Origin of the sequence: Microbispora bryophytorum (genome assembly GCF_006874465.1) — a bacterium.
GTDB classification, from domain to species: Bacteria; Actinomycetota; Actinomycetes; order Streptosporangiales; family Streptosporangiaceae; genus Microbispora; species Microbispora bryophytorum.
In genome coordinates this window covers 331,283-347,232 of record NZ_VIRL01000004.1, presented here as the reverse complement: position 1 = coordinate 347,232, position 15,950 = coordinate 331,283, and the positions used below count along the sequence as shown (strand labels likewise).

At 73.1% G+C, this 15,950-nt stretch carries 16 protein-coding genes and 3 tRNA genes; 9 read left to right on the top strand and 10 right to left on the bottom strand.

The genetic code is table 11. The features are described from left to right. The 3 genes from FLX07_RS11760 to FLX07_RS11750 are packed head-to-tail and all read right to left on the bottom strand — an operon-like array spanning nucleotide 1 to nucleotide 2,798. Nucleotides 1–831, bottom strand: a complete 831-nt coding sequence (locus tag FLX07_RS11760) for an aminotransferase class IV (RefSeq protein ID WP_142570518.1) — start codon at nucleotides 829–831, stop codon at nucleotides 1–3. A gap of 15 nt (nucleotides 832–846) precedes the next feature. After that, complete coding sequence (locus FLX07_RS11755) at nucleotides 847–1,860, bottom strand: chorismate-binding protein (RefSeq protein ID WP_142570516.1); 1,014 nt, start codon at nucleotides 1,858–1,860, stop codon at nucleotides 847–849. Between the two features lie 50 nt (nucleotides 1,861–1,910). Continuing rightward, nucleotides 1,911–2,798, bottom strand: a complete 888-nt coding sequence (locus FLX07_RS11750; protein ID WP_142570514.1) for a LysR family transcriptional regulator — start codon at nucleotides 2,796–2,798, stop codon at nucleotides 1,911–1,913. Between the two features lie 126 nt (nucleotides 2,799–2,924). On the opposite strand from FLX07_RS11750, the gene FLX07_RS11745 reads away from it, so the two are divergent. Then, nucleotides 2,925–3,740 carry an NAD(P)-dependent oxidoreductase gene (locus tag FLX07_RS11745; protein ID WP_229689687.1) on the top strand — a complete coding sequence of 272 codons (816 nt, stop codon included), beginning with the start codon at nucleotides 2,925–2,927 and terminating at the stop codon, nucleotides 3,738–3,740. Nucleotides 3,741–3,905: 165 nt separating this feature from the next. On the opposite strand, the gene hutH is transcribed toward FLX07_RS11745, so the two are convergent. Beyond that, on the bottom strand, nucleotides 3,906–5,453 hold the full coding sequence (hutH, locus tag FLX07_RS11740) for a histidine ammonia-lyase (protein ID WP_142570512.1): 1,548 nt from the start codon (nucleotides 5,451–5,453) through the stop codon (nucleotides 3,906–3,908). 62 nt (nucleotides 5,454–5,515) lie between these two features. Then, the gene (locus FLX07_RS11735; RefSeq protein WP_142570510.1) at nucleotides 5,516–6,304 is read right to left on the bottom strand and encodes an ArsR/SmtB family transcription factor; all 789 of its coding nucleotides are present in this window, start codon (nucleotides 6,302–6,304) and stop codon (nucleotides 5,516–5,518) included. Nucleotides 6,305–6,453: 149 nt separating this feature from the next. On the opposite strand from FLX07_RS11735, the gene FLX07_RS11730 reads away from it, so the two are divergent. The 3 genes from FLX07_RS11730 (at nucleotide 6,454) to FLX07_RS11720 (ending at nucleotide 6,728) form a co-directional block, all read left to right on the top strand. Then, a tRNA-Gly gene (locus FLX07_RS11730) sits at nucleotides 6,454–6,525 on the top strand. A gap of 43 nt (nucleotides 6,526–6,568) precedes the next feature. Next, nucleotides 6,569–6,639, top strand: a tRNA-Cys gene (locus FLX07_RS11725). A gap of 14 nt (nucleotides 6,640–6,653) precedes the next feature. Further along, nucleotides 6,654–6,728: transfer RNA gene (locus FLX07_RS11720), tRNA-Val, on the top strand. A gap of 74 nt (nucleotides 6,729–6,802) precedes the next feature. Here FLX07_RS11720 and FLX07_RS11715 read toward each other — a convergent pair. The 4 genes from FLX07_RS11715 to FLX07_RS11700 form a co-directional block, all read right to left on the bottom strand. Then, complete coding sequence (locus tag FLX07_RS11715; RefSeq protein ID WP_142570509.1) at nucleotides 6,803–7,378, bottom strand: DUF488 domain-containing protein; 576 nt, start codon at nucleotides 7,376–7,378, stop codon at nucleotides 6,803–6,805. 147 nt (nucleotides 7,379–7,525) lie between these two features. Further along, nucleotides 7,526–7,759 (bottom strand): hypothetical protein, encoded by a 234-nt coding sequence (locus FLX07_RS11710; protein WP_142570507.1) that lies wholly within the window; start codon nucleotides 7,757–7,759, stop codon nucleotides 7,526–7,528. 97 nt (nucleotides 7,760–7,856) lie between these two features. Next, nucleotides 7,857–8,633: a nucleotidyltransferase domain-containing protein gene (locus FLX07_RS11705; RefSeq protein ID WP_142570506.1), complete on the bottom strand. Its 777-nt coding sequence runs from the start codon at nucleotides 8,631–8,633 to the stop codon at nucleotides 7,857–7,859. Between the two features lie 22 nt (nucleotides 8,634–8,655). After that, entirely contained in the window at nucleotides 8,656–9,351 is a 696-nt protein-coding gene (locus FLX07_RS11700) for a nucleotidyltransferase domain-containing protein (RefSeq protein ID WP_229689686.1), read from the bottom strand. Between the two features lie 43 nt (nucleotides 9,352–9,394). Here FLX07_RS11700 and FLX07_RS11695 point away from each other — a divergent pair, with 43 nt between their 5' ends. The 5 genes from FLX07_RS11695 (at nucleotide 9,395) to FLX07_RS11675 (ending at nucleotide 15,010) form a co-directional block, all read left to right on the top strand. Next, nucleotides 9,395–10,888, top strand: a complete 1,494-nt coding sequence (locus FLX07_RS11695) for an LLM class flavin-dependent oxidoreductase (RefSeq protein WP_142570504.1) — start codon at nucleotides 9,395–9,397, stop codon at nucleotides 10,886–10,888. A gap of 129 nt (nucleotides 10,889–11,017) precedes the next feature. Further along, the gene (locus FLX07_RS11690; protein ID WP_142570502.1) at nucleotides 11,018–12,274 is read left to right on the top strand and encodes a hypothetical protein; all 1,257 of its coding nucleotides are present in this window, start codon (nucleotides 11,018–11,020) and stop codon (nucleotides 12,272–12,274) included. A 157-nt stretch (nucleotides 12,275–12,431) separates the two neighbouring features. Next, nucleotides 12,432–12,995: a dihydrofolate reductase family protein gene (locus FLX07_RS11685; protein WP_208762163.1), complete on the top strand. Its 564-nt coding sequence runs from the start codon at nucleotides 12,432–12,434 to the stop codon at nucleotides 12,993–12,995. 259 nt (nucleotides 12,996–13,254) lie between these two features. Next, nucleotides 13,255–13,758, top strand: coding sequence for an ATP-binding protein (locus FLX07_RS11680; RefSeq protein WP_142570500.1), 504 nt, complete (start codon nucleotides 13,255–13,257; stop codon nucleotides 13,756–13,758). 205 nt (nucleotides 13,759–13,963) lie between these two features. Continuing rightward, on the top strand, nucleotides 13,964–15,010 hold the full coding sequence (locus FLX07_RS11675) for a sulfotransferase family protein (protein WP_142570498.1): 1,047 nt from the start codon (nucleotides 13,964–13,966) through the stop codon (nucleotides 15,008–15,010). Between the two features lie 39 nt (nucleotides 15,011–15,049). Here the strand turns inward: FLX07_RS11675 and FLX07_RS11670 are convergent, their stop codons facing one another. Further along, the gene (locus FLX07_RS11670) at nucleotides 15,050–15,925 is read right to left on the bottom strand and encodes a hypothetical protein (protein WP_142570496.1); all 876 of its coding nucleotides are present in this window, start codon (nucleotides 15,923–15,925) and stop codon (nucleotides 15,050–15,052) included. Nucleotides 15,926–15,950 lie beyond the last annotated feature (25 nt).

Sequence of the window (15,950 nt, the reverse complement as noted above, 5' to 3'; positions counted from 1 at the left end):
TCACGGGTCGAGGTCGGCCGCCGAACGCTCGGCGAAGACCTTCATGGCCTCCAGCGTGACCGGCCCGGGCGCCTGCGGCAGCACCTTGCCGTCCACGGCCCTGATCGGCTGGATGTCACGGGTCGTGGAGGTGAGGAACGCCTCCTCGGCCTCGTACAGCGCCGAGATCGGCACGTCGGCCTCCTCGCCGCCGCACCATTCGAGGGCGAGCGCGCGGGTGACGCCGGCCAGGCAGCCGGAGGAGAGCGTCGGGGTGATCAGGCGGCCGCCGGTGACGAAGAAGATGTTGCTTCCGGTGCCCTCGCACAGGTTTCCGGCGAGGTTCTCGAAGATCGCCTCGGCGCCGCCGCGCTCCTTGGCGTAGGCCAGGGCCTTGGCGTTGTCGCCGTAGGAGGTGCTCTTGACGCCGGACAGCGCGCCGCGCTCGTTGCGGGGCCAGGGCACCACGACGACGTCGGCGGTGGCGGGGAACGGCGCCTGCTCGCCCACGATGGCGATCGCGCTCGTGCCGGCCGACCCCCGGTCGGAGCCGAGCGGCCCGGGGCCGCTGGTGTAGGTGATCCTGATGCGCGCCAGCGGCCACTTCGGCGCGGCCGCCAGGCAACGGCGCACGCCGTCGGCGATCGCGGCGAGGTCGGGCTCGGGCAGGTCCATCCGCTTGGCCGACAGCGCCAGCCGGTCGAGGTGGCGGGTCAGCGCGAAGGACTCCCCGTTCACCGCCTTGACCGTCTCGAACACGCCGTCGCCGACCATCAGCCCGTGGTCGTACACCGAGACCACGGCCTTGTCGGGCTCGTACAGCTCCCCGTTCACCCAGATGGGTACAGACATCTCCTGCTCCGTTCGTTACCGATGTCGCGGCCCGCCCGCGGACGCGAGGCCGATGAGCCGGGCGGCCTTGAGCTCGGTCTCGTGCCATTCCCTTCGGGGGTCGGACCCCCAGGTGATGCCCGCGCCCGTACCGAACCGGATCCTGTCGTGCTCGATCCAGAAGGTGCGGATGCCGACCGCCAGCGCCCCCTCGCGCCGGTCGGCGTCGACCCAGCCCACGGCCCCACAGTACGGCCCGCGGGGCTCCGGTTCGAGCTCGTTGATGATCCGCAGCGCCGAGGACTTCGGCGCTCCGGTCACCGAACCCGGGGGGAAGGTGGCGGTGATCAGCTCCGGCCAGCCGACGCCGCCGGCCAGCCGCGCCCTCACCGTGGACACCAGGTGCACGAGCCCGGGGTGCTCCTCGACCACGAACAGCGAGGGCACGCTCACCGAGCCTACCTCCGCCACGCGGCCGAGGTCGTTGCGGACCAGGTCGACGATCATGAGGTTCTCGGCGTAGTCCTTGTCGAGGAGGTCGTCCGCCGTCACGCCGGTGCCCTTGATCGGCCGGGACTCGACCACCGCGCCGCTCCTGGACAGGTACAGCTCCGGCGAGGCCGACACGACCGTCAGCCCCGGCACGCCCACGACGGCCGCGTACGGCGCGGGGTTGCCCTCCGCCAGCCGTACGGCGAGGGCGAGGGGGTCCACGTCCGGCGTGGGCAGCGGCGCGGACAGGATGCGGCAGAGGTTGGCCTGGTAGACCTCTCCCCGCTCGATGTAGTCCCTGATCCGCCGGACGCCCCGCTCATACCCCTCCCGGTCGAGGGACGTGCCCCAGGCGCCGGGGTCGGGTCCCCGCCACCGGCCGCGCGGCGTGGGCAGCGGCGCGGGCCGCACCGTGTCGAACCGCGCGCAGACGACCTTCCCCTCGTACGACACGACCACCGCCCACCAGCCGGAGCCGTCGAGAGCGGCCAGGTCGGTGGTCACCTCCCGCAGGCCGGTGGCCAGATATCCCCCGATGTGGGCGAAGGCGTCGTACACGTGTCCATTGTCGCGTCCCCGGGCGGCCGGGTGGCTCCCGGAGCCGTGAATCAGACGGCCCGCCGGGTCAGCAGGCCGAGCAGCGCGCGGGCGGCCGGGAGCGGGGCCCTGCGCGGCAGGGCGGCGTACACGGTGCGGCGCGGCGCGAACTCGCCGAGCGACCGCAGCGCCACGTCCCCGCGTACGGCGGGCGCGGCCATGGCCGGCACCAGCGTCACCCCGAGCCCCGCGGCCACATAGCCGAGCTTGCCGGTCCACTCCCCGATCCGCAGTTCGACCCTGGGCGCGAAGCCGGCCCGGGCGCAGGCGGCGCCGAGCATGGTCACGGTGCCGGGAGGTGCGCCCTCGATCCAGCTCTCGTCACGCAGGTCGCGCAGGTCCACCTTCTCGCACCCGGCCAGCGGATGGTCGGCGGGGAGGGCGACGAGCAGTTCGTCCTCCATCAGGCGGGTGACCTCCACCTCGGGACCGGCCCCCAGCCCGGAGGGATAGTCGCTCACCACCGCGATGTCGATCTCCGCGCGGCCGAGTCCGTCCATGAGCACGGTGCTCAGGCCCTCCACCATGCCGACCGTCACCTCGGGGCGGGAGGCCCGCAGGTCGCGCAGGGCGGCGGGGACCAGCACGGCGTTGGCCGTGGCGAACGCGCCGACCCGCAGCCGCCCGCCGCTGCCCTGGTGGATGGCGGCGAGCTCCTCCGCCGCCCGGCCGAGCCGCTCCAGCACCTCGCGGGCGTAGCGGTGCAGCGTCCGGCCCGCCGGCGTCAGCCGTACCCCCCGGGGCAGCCGCGCGAACAGCGGGCCGCCCGCCTGGGCCTCCAGGGACGCGATGCGCCGGGACACGGCCGACTGGGTGTAGTTGAGCTGGATCGCGGCGGCCGTGAACGACCCCGTCCGGGCCACGACGTCGAGCAGAACAAGCGCGTCGGTGTCGAACATGCTCCATCCGTGAGGCAGGGGATCCACAAGCGAAGGGAATGGACGCCATGCAATCTAGTCGCTGGTGGAGTGGTTTCCCCCTCCAATAATGTCCAGGACATGATTGCTTTTCTTGGTTTGGGGCGTATGGGTGTCCCGATGGCCGGCCGCCTCGTCGCCGCCGGTTACAAGGTGATTGTGTGGAACCGTACGCCACGGGAGATGCCGGGCGCGGAGGCGGCCCCCTCCCCCGCCGCGGCCGTCGCCGGAGCGGACATCGTGATCACCATGTTGAGTGATCCGGATGCCGTGTCCGAGGTGGTGCGGGCCGCGCTGCCGGGGCTGCGGCCGGGATCGGTGCTGGTGGAGATGTCCACGATCGGCCCCGACGCGGTGCGGCGGCTGCGCGGCCTGCTCCCCGAGAGTGTGGGCCTGGTCGACGCCCCCGTGCTGGGCAGCGTGGGCCCGGCCGCCGAGGGAACGCTGGCCGTGCTCGCCGGGGGCCGCGCGGAGGACCTCGACCGCGTGTCGGAGGTGCTGCGGGTCTTCGGGACGGTCCACGAGGCGGGCGGGCCGGGATCGGGCGCCGCGACCAAGCTCGCCGTGATGAGCGCGCTGGTGACCGCCCAGGCAGGGCTCGCGGAGACGCTGGCCTACGCGGACGGCCTCGGGGTCGGCCGCACCGCCCTCCTGGACGTCCTCGGGGCGACGCCGCTGGCCGGGCTGGCGGAGCGGCTGCGGCCGGTGGTCGAGTCGGGCCCCTTCGAGACGAGGTACGCCCTCGGCCTGGCCGCCAAGGACCTGCGGCTGGCCACGGAGGGGCCGGGAAGCCACCAGACGGTGACCGCCGCCGCCCGTGACCTGCTCGCGGACGCGGTCGCGGCCGGGCTGGCGGGGCACGACCTCACCGCCGTCGTTCCGTTCGCGGCGTCCCGGACCGCGCGAACCCCCACCGAATCCTGACCATCAGGACGTTCCCGACCGGCATGGACCGGCCGCACGAGTGCGGCCCGGTCCTCAGCCGGTTCGTCACCCGCGAGCCGTCCGCCGGCGCGACCGTGCGGGCCGAACGGCTGTTCCGGCCGGAGCCGGCGAAGGGGGTCGAGGTGGTCGCCGCCCCCCGAGGTCTCAGCCCAGGGGGCCGACGGCGGACTCGGCGGCGGCGACCACGGCGCCGGTCTCGACGAGCCGGACGACCGCCTCGATCTCCGGCGCGAGGAAGCGGTCGGGCCCCGGCCCCGCCACCGCCTCGCGCAGCGCCTCGACCACCGCACCGGTCCCCGGCGCGGGCGCGTACGGCCCGCGCAGGTCGAGCGCCCTGGCGGCGGTCAGCAGCTCGATCGCGAGCACGCGGCTGAGCCCGTCGACGGCGCGGCGCAGCTTGCGGCCCGCCGACCAGCCCATCGAGACGTGGTCCTCCTGCATGGCGGAGCTCGGGATCGAGTCCACGCTCGCCGGCACCGCCAGCCGTTTCAGCTCGGACACGATCGCCGCCTGGGTGTACTGCGCGATCATGTGGCCGGAGTCGACGCCCGGGTCGTCGGCGAGGAACGCCGGGAGGCCGTGGCTGCGCGCCACGTCCAGCATGCGGTCGGTGCGCCGCTCGGCGATCGACGCGAGGTCGGCCGCCGCGATGGCCAGGAAGTCCAGGACGTACGCCACCGGGGCGCCGTGGAAGTTGCCGTTGGACTCCACCCGGCCGTCGGCGAGCACGACGGGGTTGTCGATGGCGCTGGCGATCTCGCGGGCGGCGACGGCGGAGGCGTGGGCGAGGGTGTCTCTGGCGGCGCCGGCGACCTGGGGGGCGCAGCGCAGGGAGTAGGCGTCCTGGACACGGGTGCAGGAGCCGTCGCGGTGGGAGGCCATCACGCCCGAGCCGGCGAGCAGCGTCCGCATGTTCGCCGCCGCCAGCGCCTGGCCGGGATGGGGCCGCAGCGCCTGCAGGTCGGCCGCGAACACGTAGTCGGTGCCGAGCAGCGCCTCCACGCTCATCGCGGCGCTGATGTCGGCGGTGGTGAGGAGCCGCGACAGGTCGTGCAGCGCGAGCACGAGCATGCCGAGCATGCCGTCGGTGCCGTTGATCAGCGCGAGCCCCTCCTTGGCGGCCAGCTCGACGGGCTCGACGCCGTGTTCCTTGAGCGCCTCCGCGGTGGGCAGCAGGCGTCCCTCGGCGTCCCTCACGACGCCCTCACCCATGATCGTCAGGGCGACGTGGGAGAGCGGGGCGAGGTCTCCCGAGCAGCCGAGGCTGCCGTACTCGTGGACGACCGGGGTGAGCCGGGCGTTCAGCAGGGACTCCAGCACCCGGGCCGTGACCGGGCGCACGCCGGTGTGCCCGGTGGCGAGCGTGCGCAGGCGCAGCAGCATCATGGCGCGCACGACCTCCGGCTCCACCTCCGGCCCGGAGCCGGCCGCGTGCGAGCGGACGAGGCTGCGCTGGAGCCGGGCGCGCAGCGAAGGGTCGATGTGCCGGGTGGCGAGGGCGCCGAACCCGGTGGAGACGCCGTAGGCCGGGGTGTCGGCCTCCGCGAGCTCCTCGATCCGCCCCCGCGAGACGGCCATCTCGGCGATCGCGTCGTCCGTCAGACGGACCTGTGCGCCGTACCTCGCGACCCGGACCACGTCGTCGAAGGCGAGCGGTCCCGGGCCGACGGCCACGACCTCGCTGTCGTGCATCGTCCCACTCTTTCACGTCGTGCCGCTCGCACCCTGCGCGCGTGGCGAGTAACTAGCGTATCTCAGTTTAGGTCCTTACAGCCAAAGATCCTTTCCAGTCCCTCCCTTCCCGTGCCGGTCAGCCGCAGGGCACGGGGCACGGTGCCGCGCACCAGCCACTCCCGCGCCAGGAGCCGGTCCAGGACCGCCGCGCCGAGTGCTCCGCCCAGGTGCGGGCGGCGCTCCAGCCAGTCGAGGCAGTCGGGGGCGAACCTGCGGCGGGCGCGGCGCACCCGGTCCACGTCCACGCCGAGCTCCGACAGCGCCTGGGCGCCGCTCACGGTCAGCAGGCAGCCGCCGTCGGCCTCGATCAGGCCCCCCTCGCGCACCAGCGCGTCGTACAGTTCGACCCCCACCCGGCCCGCCAGGTGGTCGTAGCAGCTGCGGGCCTCCCGCAGCAGCCGCGCCTGCCGCGACTGCCGCAGGGACCGCACGGCGACGCGCCCGCTGATCCGGGCCAGCACCTCCAGGGTGCGGGCGACGTCGGGGCCTGCGAGGCGGTAGTAGCGATGCCGTCCCTGTTTGACCACGGTCACCAGACCCCCGTCGAGGAGCCGGGCCAGATGGGAGCTCGCGGTGGGGGCGCTCACCCCCGCGATCCTGGCGAGCTCCCCCGCCGCCAGCGCCCTGCCGTCGAGCAGCGCGGTGAGCATCGCCGCGCGGGCGCCGTCCGCGATCAGGGCCGCGACGGGGGCGATGTCGGCGTCCCCCGCGATCTCGGCGCTCTCCCCGATCCCGGGCGTCCCGGGCTCCGGAGCGTCCCCTGCGGCGCCGGGGACAGCGGCGTGTGTGCGGTCATGTGTCACAGACATGCTTTGACGCTAACGCGGGGACGGTTCGACGGAGCTGGAAGCATCGGCCGGAACCCGCGGTGTGAGCAGGGAGAACGTCGTTGATTTGGGGAGTGGGCGAGACATTGGATAAAGTCTTCCCGTGAGCCCGGCCGGACAGAGCCGGGAACGCGGAAGTGGCTCAGTGGTAGAGCATCACCTTGCCAAGGTGAGGGTCGCGGGTTCGAATCCCGTCTTCCGCTCGGAGCTTGACACTGTGGAGCTTCACACTGTGCGGCTCGACACGGTGGAGTGGCCGAGAGGCGAGGCAGCGGCCTGCAAAGCCGCGTACACGGGTTCAAATCCCGTCTCCACCTCTTGGTTCGTCCAAGGGCGATTAGCTCAGCGGGAGAGCGCTTCCCTGACACGGAAGAGGTCACTGGTTCAATCCCAGTATCGCCCACCATCTAGTACGGCAGAGGCCGGATCCCTTTGGGGTCCGGCCTTTCGCTCGTCCGCCTCCGGTGGAGCGAGCCTGTTTCACACCCGGTCGTAGACGAGGAGCCCGTCGTCGCGCAGGCGGGCGCCGGAGGTCGGTGTGTGTTCGGTGAGCCTTCCGTCGTGCGCCAGGTGCAGCACGCGCGCGCTCCGCGCGAGGACGGCGAAATCAGCGATGATCCTCCGGTGGCAGCGCCACCACACGGCCTCCGCACACATCACGGCGGTCCGGGCGGCGCGCGCCTGCGCGAGCAGCTCATCCATCGCCGCCAGGAAGTCGGGATGCCGGGTGTAACCGGCGTATCCCCGGAACGAGGCGTTCTCCCAGAAGACGTCGGGCGAGCCGGGAGCCGCCTTGCGGAACCCGCCCAGGCGCCTGTCCCATCGATAGCCGATCTCCGCCTCGGGGAGCCAGTCCGCCAGCGCCGCGCGGGCGGCGTCGGGGTTGCGCCTGCTGCCGGGAACGGTCCGGACGTCGACCACCTCCCGTACGCCGGCACCGTTCAGCAGCGGGATCAGATGTCCCCGGGGCGCGGTGCCGTGCCCGAAGGTCAGCAGCGTGACCCGGGCATCGGCGGTCTCGGCCCCGGCGACGCCCTCCGGCGCCGGCCCGCTCATTTCACGCCCCCCACGAGAGCCCCGCGGCTCGCCGGTGATCGCCAGCTGGACGCGGGAAGGCACAGGGGCCACGGAGGGCACGGGGGGCACGGCGACGGGACGGCCGCCCGGACACACCGGGCGGCCGGTTCCCGCACGTCGCGCGGGTCAGTCGGCGCGGGCGGAGAGCTCGTCGAAGATCTCCAGCGCCGCCTGGCGAACGTCTGCGGGCGAGATGCCGTCCAGGGTGCTGCGGGCCTGAGCGGCGTCACGGGTCGTGGCGAAGGTGATCGCGACGGACTTGGCGGCGGCGTGACGCAACGATCCGGTGGGCGCGCTGTCGGCCAGTGCCTCCGCGCTCGCGGCCAGGTCGAGGTTGTCTTTGCCGAACTTGGTGGTCAAAGCGTTCTCCTGGGATGGTGGCGGCTTCGCCCATTATCCGCGATGGCCCCCGCGTCCGGTGCGGCACCCCGCGTTTTTCGCGTGTCCCCGTCCTGTTTCACCAGTTCGGTCCCCCGACGGGCGTTCCGGCGAGCCGGGTCCGTACGACGAGGTCGTGCAGGGCGTCGTGGGCCGACGGGACGTCCGGCAGTGCGGAGGCGTCCCGGGCGTCCTCCAGGCGGGCGGTGAGCGCGTCGAGGTCGGCCGCGAGCCGTTCCCCGCCGGGCGCGTCGTCCGGCAGCCCGCCGTGCTCGGCCGCCCGCTTGGCATCTATCAGGCCGGGCAGGTACGGCGGCCCGCCGTCCAGGAGCAGGGTGAGGTCGGCGACGAGCTCGCCCGTACGCATGAGATGGATGCCCGTGAGCAGCACCCGGAACGCGTACAGCAGCGGCTTCAGCTCCCCCGTGCGGTCGAACAGCCGGCGCTGGGTGCGGGCGAAACCGAGGTAGTGGTGGGCGTGGTGCCGGGTCAGGCAGCCCCACGCGAGGGCACGCATCTCCTCGTGCAGCGGGGAGGTGGTCACGACCAGCGGCGACAGGAGCTGCTCCAGCACGTAGCCGTTGCGGCCGAGCAGCAGCCGGCAGAACTTGGCGAGGTCGTGGGTCACGAGGTCGACCTCCACGCCCTCGCGGATCCACGAGCGGGTCACGGTCTCCTCACCCGTGCGCAGGCCGACGACCTGCTCGACCGGCAGCACGTGCACGCCCCGCAGGTCCACGTCCGAGTCCACCGAGGGGAATCCGTACAGATGCGCGCCGCTCACGGTGGCGAACGCGAGCGGGTGCCGCTCACCCGCGGCCACCTCGGGCAGCCAGGACGGCAGGACGGCGGTCACGGCGCCCCTCCTTCGATCTCGGTCACAGAGCCGACCTCCGCACGTCGGCGAGGAACTCCTCGACGGCCGCGCGGTCCGGTCGTCCGGGCAGCGCGCTCCCGGGCCGCTCGTCCAGCTCGGCGAGCAGCCGCCGACGCCACTCCAGCACCTCGGCCCAGGGCGTCTTCCCCCACCGTACGGCGAGCAGCCGGTCGCGGTGGCCGCCCACCTCGATCAGCGGCTCCCCGTGCCCGGCCAGGTGGGCGGCGCTCAGCAGCAGCCGGATCATGTGCATGGCCATCTTCCAGCGCCTGACGTCGCCGCCCGGCCGGGGCGGGTCCTCCGGCCCGAGACGGCGGAACTGCCGGGCGGCCGATCCCGCGAACGCCCGCTCCGCCTTCCCCGACAGGAACGCGCGGCGCAGGGCCAGCAGCCGCTCGCCCACCGGGGTGACCAGCTCCACGACCGGCGACCACAGGCACTCCAGCGCGGCCGGATTGCCCTCGATCGCGAGCACGCAGAACCGCTCGACCTCCCATGAGAACTGCTCCGGCAGCGGCCCCTCCACGTGGTCCGGCGGCTTGTCGAACCGCCAGAACAACGGTGTGGGCGTCACGAACACGCCCCGCCTGTCGACGTCCGACTCCTCCGTCTCCAGCCCGTACGCGCGCGAGCCGATGACGACCGACAGGACGGTGCCGCCGGGGACGGTCAGGGTCATGTCGTCAGATCTTGTCACGACGGTAGGCTCCCGGTCCGGAACGCGGAAAGGTAGCGATTTTATGGCCGACTTCGGACATGAGCTGTGGTTCGGGGCGTTTCTCACGCCCGACGCGGCGGGGCACCACCGGATCGTCCGGCAGGCCGTGCTCGCCGACGAGATCGGGCTCGACATCATCGGCATCCAGGACCACCCCTACCTGCCGGCGTTCCTCGACACCTGGACGCTGCTGTCCACCCTCGCGGGGCGCACCGAGCGGGTGCGGCTGTTCCCCGACGTGGTGACCCTGCCGCTGCGACCGCCGGCGGTGCTCGCCAGGGCCGCCGCGTCCCTCGACATCCTGAGCGGGGGCCGGGTCGAGCTGGGGCTCGGCTCCGGGGCGTTCTGGGACGGCATCGCGGCCATGGGCGGCCCGCGCCGCAGCCCCGGCGAGGCCGTGGACGCGCTGGAAGAGGCCATCGCGGTCCTGCGCGCGCTGTGGACTCCGGGCGACGAGGGCGTACGGCTCGACGGCAGGCACTACCGGCTGGAGGGCGCGCGGCCGGGGCCGTTCCCCCCGCATCAGGTCGGGCTGTGGCTCGGCGCGTACAAGCGGCGCATGCTGGAGCTGACCGGGCGGCTCGGCGACGGGTGGGTGCCCTCCTCGGGGTATGCCGCGCCCGGCGAGCTGGGCGCGATGAGCGCGACCCTGGATGCCGCCGCCGAGCGGGCCGGGCGCGACCCCGCCGGGATCCGCCGGGTCTACAACATCGAGGGCCGGTTCTCCGGCGCCGCCGGGAAGGGGTTCCTGGACGGGCCGCCGGCCCTGTGGGCCGAGCAGCTCACCGAGCTCGCGCTCCGCCACGGCATGAGCGTGTTCGTGCTGGCCGTGGACGACGACAGGGACCTCAAGGTCTTCGCCGAGGAGGTCGCCCCCGCCGTACGCGAGGCGGTGTCACGCGAGCGCGCCGAGGGGCCCCGGGAGGACGCCGGCGGCCCGAGCGAGCTCGCCGGGGCGGCACCGGCGAGGGCGGTGCTCGACGAGGCCACCCGGCCGCGGCTGCCCAAGCGGGACATCACCGCGCTCCCGCGCAGGCAGCAGGCGAACGGCCGGCGGCTCGTGCTCATCCACGACCACCTGCGCCAGGAGCTGGCGCAGATCAGGGACGCCCTGGAGCAGGTCGCCGCGGGACGCTCCGACGCCGCCGCGCTCCGCTCGATGATCAATGAGCTCACCCTGCGGCAGAACTTCTGGACGCTCGGCACGTTCTGCGCGTCGTACTGCCGCCTGCTGACGACCCACCACACGATCGAGGACGAGCACATGTTCCCGATGCTGGCGGCCGCGCAGGAGTCGCTGGCGCCGGTCGTGACCCGCCTGGAGCAGGAGCACGAGGTCATCGCCGGCGTGCTGACGGAGCTGGACGCCGCCCTCGTCGCGATGATCGAGGACCCGGACCGGCTCGACGGCGTGCGCGAGCAGGTGGACCTGCTGTCGGACGTGCTGCTGTCGCACCTGCGCTACGAGGAGGAGGAGCTGGTGGAGCCCATCGCCCGCCTCGACCTCGACATCTGAGAACCCGGGACATCGGCTCCGAACCCCCGGCGACGGGGTGTTCACGGAGAGGCGTGTTTCGCACCAAAGGACGACGCCATTCTGGAATGATCTCGGGGAAAACCATCGGACGTCGAGAGACCGTGACTGATGCCCCCCATTGACCAAATAACCGCCTTCGCGTCGGCCCATACGATCGAAACGATCATCATCAGCGTCATCGCCCTGGTCTTGCTGGTCCTGGCCTTCTTCGCCCTGCGCGCCCTGATCCGCCTGTTCCGCCGCTGGGCGGTCGGCCGGCCCACCGAGGACGTTCTCACCATCGTCGCCGCCAGCATCGCCACGGGCGTCTCCGCCCAGGGCATGTGGCGCTTCTCCGGCGACGTCCTCGGGTTCGACGGACCGCTGCGGCTGCTGCTGTTCGCCTTCATCGAGGTCGCCGTCATCACCAGCGCCGTACGCGCGCGCCGCAACATGCGGGAGAACTACTCGGCCGGCATCGACGGCCTGGCCGTGTGGGTCCTGACGTCCCTGTCGGCCGTCCTGTCGAGCATGGACGCCCGCAGCGTCGCCGAGGCCGTCTTCCGTCTCGCCGCCCCGCTCGTGGCCGCCTGGCTGTGGGAGCGCGGCATGGCCATCGAGCGGGTCCGCATCACCGGCCGGGGCCGCATCAACTGGCGGCTCACCCCCGAGCGCGTGCTGGTCCGGATCGGCCTGGCCGAGGCGAGCGACCGTACAGCGAGCGAGGTGGACGCCCACCGCAGGCTGACCAGGGTGGCGCTGGCCGCCAAGCGGGTCCGCGCGCTGCGCGAGGCCGGGGTGTCCGGCCGCAAGCTGCGGGCCGCCATGGCCAGGCTCGACAAGGCGATGGACCAGGCGGTGGAATACACCGGCCTGGCCGTGGACGAGAAGCGGCAGGAGGCCCTGCTGTCCCAGATCGGCGCGCTCTACAACACCGCCGCGCTGATCGACCTCGCTCCGCCGGTCCCCTGGGCGCCCGAGCCCGAGCAGCCCGCTCCCCCCGCGCTGCCCGCCGCGGCCATCGCCGAGCTGATCGACGACGAGGAGGAGGACGTCCCGGCCGTGCCGGCGCCGCCCGTCGTCGGCACCGCCCAGCGCGCGGCTCAGCTCCGGGCCGCCCGGCACTACTGGGACCAGCAGATCGCGCGCAAGTACGTCCCCCGGGCCGCCGACATCGCCCAGGAGGTGGGCATCCCGCTCCTCGCGGCGAAGGAGTGGCGGGCGCTGTGGAAGCTCGAACCCCGGGCGTACGCGCTGATCGAGGCGGCCTACCGGGAGCACGGGATCGTCGACACCGGCACGTTCCCGGCCATCGAGGTGCCCGAGCGCGAGCGCGTGCTCGTCGTGAACGGCTCCACGTCGGGAGCGGCCGCACACGACTCCTGACGGGGACATTGCCCGGCGTCATCGACGGAAACGGGGCGGCGGGACCGGACGGACCGGTCCCGCCGCCCTGTCGCTTTTCCGGCCGGATGTATCGCAGGGGCCCGCGATCAGGCGACATCATGAGCCCGCGACGACGCCCCCGCCGGAGGAGCTCTCGATGCACCACTCGACCGACCACCAGGAGAACACCATGCGCAAGGTCGTGCTCTACCACCTGATGTCGCTCGACGGCATCGCCTACGAAGACGGCGACTGGCTCGCCGACGACGGCCCCCAGCTGGTCGCCTACCTCAGCCGGGTCATCGCCACCCAGGACGACGTCCTGCTGGGACGCGGGACCTACGACTACTGGGCCGGGCACTGGCCCACGTCGGACTTCCAGCCGTTCGCCGGCTTCATCAACGGCACCCGCAAGCACGTCGTCACCTCCAGCGCGCCCACCGAGGAATGGGCGAACTCCACCCTGGTCACCGCCCCCGCGCACGACTACGTGACCGCCCTGAAGCAGGGGTCCGGCGGCGACATCGGCATCCACGGCAGCATCGCACTGGCCCGCTCATTGCTGCAGGCCGGGCTCGTCGACGAACTTCGGCTGGTCGTCGCACCGGCGATGGTCGGCCATGGCAGGCGGGTGTTCGAGGGCGACGGCGTCCAGTCGTGGACGCTGCTTGATGTCGAACGGGGCAAGAACGGCACGTTGTTCCTGGACTACAGCCGCTGACAAGTCATCCCCGGACCACCATGACCCCAGAGGCCTCTGCGCGACGTCCGGACAGCCTCCGGGGAGCAGGCCTCGCTGTCGCCTTCTCCCCCAGCCCCTGGGGGGCGTGGCCCGGCACCGGAGCGGCCGGTTCACCTGGCGGGGTCACTTTCCCGGCATACCGGGGCAAGGACACTCCTACCTTCCCGTGACATCGCGGGCGAGGGTGCGGACGTCCTCTCCTGCGGCGGCCACAACGGTCACGCGTTGGGAGGAGCTCATGGAGATCTCGGGGGACGGCGCGGGAAACCGCGTGGCCCGGCTCGCGGGTGGGCGGGACCAGGTGGGGCGGGCGCGCAGGCTCGTGTCGGCCGCGCTCGGGCGCGGCCATCCCCGGCATGACGACTGCGTGCTGCTGACCAGCGAGATCGCGACGAACGCGGTCGTGCACTCCCGTTCCGGGGACGGCGGCACCTTCACCGTCACCGTCTCGTGCCTGCCCGACCGCGTGCGGGTCTGCGTGGAGGACGACGGATCGGCCGGGCCGCCGTGCGCCGGGCATCCGCTCCCCCACGGGTCGAGCCAGGGCGGTCGCGGCCTTCCGCTACTGGACCTGCTGGCCGACCGGTGGGGGCTGGTCCGCGAGTCCGGCCGCAACGAGGTGTGGTTCGAGGTCTGGTCCGACGGCGACCGGCGAGCCGCCGCACTCGCCCGTCACCGGCCTGCCGCATGGGTGCGGCCCGCGGTCGCGGCGCGCGGCCCGGCCGGCGCGACCTCCGGCTGACCCGATCCTCTCGGGGTGACCCGATCCTCCCGGGCGTTCCGGCCGGGGGCGGCCCTCTGGGCGCCGGACGGGGAGCCGTGGCACTCACCGGCCGCGATACGGCATCAGCGTCCATTTCGGTGGTACTACCCCGACATCGGGTGATTTCTTTTGACAAGGAAGGGGCAAAACCAACTTAATCAATCGGGAAAGTAGGAGGACTCCCATGGCCCTGCCCGACTTCCTGGTCATCGGGGTGCCGAAGGCCGGCACCACCGCCCTGCACTCGGCGCTGGCCCGCCACCCGCGCCTGTTCATGTCTCCCGTCAAGGAGCCCAAGTTCTTCCTCACCGACGGCCCGCCCCCGGCGAAGGGCGGGCCGGGGGACGCGGAGACCTACCGCGAGCACGTGTGGCGGCGCGCCGACTACGAGGCGCTGTTCGCGGACGCGGCGCCCGGGGCGCTACGCGGCGAGTCGACCCCCTTCTACCTGTACGACCGCACCGCGCAGCGGCGGATCCGGGAGGCGATCCCGGATGCGAAGCTCATCGTCTCGCTGCGCGACCCCGTGGAGCGCGCGCACTCCAACTGGACCCACCTGTGGTCGGCCGGCCTGGAGCCGATCGGCGACGTCATCGAGGCGTGCGCGGCCGAAAAGCAGCGGATCGCCGACGACTGGTCGCCGTTCTGGCACTACGTCGGCCTGGGGCGGTACGGCGAGCAGCTCGCGGATCTGTTCGCCCTGTTCCCCCGCGAGCAGGTGCTGGTCTTCCGCTATCGGGACCTCGTGGACCGCCCCGCCGCCACGCTCGATCGCATCTGCGCGTTCCTCGGGGTGGAGCAGGGGCTGGTCGGCGAGGTGCCCAGGGAGAACGTCACGGCCCACCCGCGGCACAGCCGCAGGCACCGGATCCTGGCCCGGCTCGCCCGGCTCGGCGATCCGGTCCTGGGCCGGAGGCTCACCACACCGCTGGAACGGGTGCTGCAGCGCGACGGGCAGCCCCGGCGGCCGCTCACCTGGGAGCAGCGCCAGGAACTGCTCGCCTACTTCGCCGCCGACATCGCGCTGCTGCGCGAAGTGCTCGGCCGCGACTCCTTCGGCGAGGACTTCGGCGACTGGCTGCGTCCCCGGGAGCGGTCGGGCGGCCTGGTCGGAGCCCGGCCGTCCGGCCAGCGGCAGGCCCGCAACGGCCGCGTGAGCGGCGCCTCCCGGCGGGCCGCCGGGCCCCCGGGCATGGACGGCCCGCCGGGAGGCGATCCCGTCGGAGCGTGACCCCGCTCGGGGCCCCCGCCGCCACCGGCCCCGCGACTGTCAGCGCAGCTCGGTGCGCAACTCGTGGCCCCCGTCGGCGCGGGTCAGCTCGTAGTACAGGCGGTGGCCCCCCGCCACGGGCACGATCGACAGGTAGCGCAGTCCTCCCCCGGCGTGCTCCGACCGGGCGACGGGGGCGGTTCCGGTGGCGGTGAGCGTGGACGGGCCGGGGCCGATGGCCACGCCCGTGCGCTCCTCGTAGTTCTCCTCCGCCGACGCGCGGCCGTCGTAGTACGCGATGACGGTCTCGCCGCTGAACGTGACCGCGCTCACCCGTACGCCACGCGAGTCCCACTCGCCGGGCCGCCGGTCGAGCGCGGTCCCCTGCCAGGTCCACTCGACGCCGTCGACGCTGGTGGCGTAGTCGGTCACCATCTGGTCGGCCTCTTCGGGGTCCTCCAGGGGGTGGCAGGACGCCCACAGGTGCCACACGCCGCCGTGGTGGAGGATCACGGGGTCCTTGACGCCGGTCTTGAGGTCGCCGGGCAGCACCACCCGCGCGTCGGCGGGGTCGAGCTCCGCCGGCCCGGCGGCCTCGATCATCTCGACCCGCCAGTGTTTGGTGCCGTACGTGGCGCAGCTCAGGTACAGGCGCCACCTGCCCTCCGGCGTCACCACGAGCGTCGGGCGCTCCAGCGACTCGGTCTTCATCTCCTCCTTGGTAATCGTGAGGATCTTCTCGAACCGCTCGCCGTCGGCGGAGCGGGCGATCTCCACGGCGTACCCGCGGCCGTCACCGAGCGGCCGGCGCAGCCGATAGGCCAGGTAGATCCATCCGTCCCGGCTCACGGCACTGGGCGCGCCCGCCCAGAATCCGGGCCCGTCTCCGGGCGGAGGAACCGCGACGACTGACCGTTCCGGCTTCGGTGCGAACACGTCTCTTCTCCGTAGTGAGCGACGA

Excerpts from the sequence above, each read along its gene's own strand:
- FLX07_RS11675 (WP_142570498.1), top strand. The coding sequence starts at position 13,964 with ATGGCCCTGCCCGACTTCCTGGTCATCGGGGTGCCGAAGGCCGGCACC.
- FLX07_RS11690 (WP_142570502.1), top strand. The coding sequence starts at position 11,018 with ATGCCCCCCATTGACCAAATAACCGCCTTCGCGTCGGCCCATACGATC.
- FLX07_RS11735 (WP_142570510.1), bottom strand. The coding sequence starts at position 6,304 with ATGTCTGTGACACATGACCGCACACACGCCGCTGTCCCCGGCGCCGCA.
- FLX07_RS11685 (WP_208762163.1), top strand. The coding sequence starts at position 12,432 with ATGCACCACTCGACCGACCACCAGGAGAACACCATGCGCAAGGTCGTG.
- FLX07_RS11715 (WP_142570509.1), bottom strand. The coding sequence starts at position 7,378 with ATGAGCGGGCCGGCGCCGGAGGGCGTCGCCGGGGCCGAGACCGCCGAT.
- FLX07_RS11680 (WP_142570500.1), top strand. The coding sequence starts at position 13,255 with ATGGAGATCTCGGGGGACGGCGCGGGAAACCGCGTGGCCCGGCTCGCG.
- FLX07_RS11760 (WP_142570518.1), bottom strand. The coding sequence starts at position 831 with ATGTCTGTACCCATCTGGGTGAACGGGGAGCTGTACGAGCCCGACAAG.
- hutH (WP_142570512.1), bottom strand. The coding sequence starts at position 5,453 with ATGCACGACAGCGAGGTCGTGGCCGTCGGCCCGGGACCGCTCGCCTTC.
- FLX07_RS11695 (WP_142570504.1), top strand. The coding sequence starts at position 9,395 with ATGGCCGACTTCGGACATGAGCTGTGGTTCGGGGCGTTTCTCACGCCC.
- FLX07_RS11750 (WP_142570514.1), bottom strand. The coding sequence starts at position 2,798 with ATGTTCGACACCGACGCGCTTGTTCTGCTCGACGTCGTGGCCCGGACG.
- FLX07_RS11745 (WP_229689687.1), top strand. The coding sequence starts at position 2,925 with ATGGGTGTCCCGATGGCCGGCCGCCTCGTCGCCGCCGGTTACAAGGTG.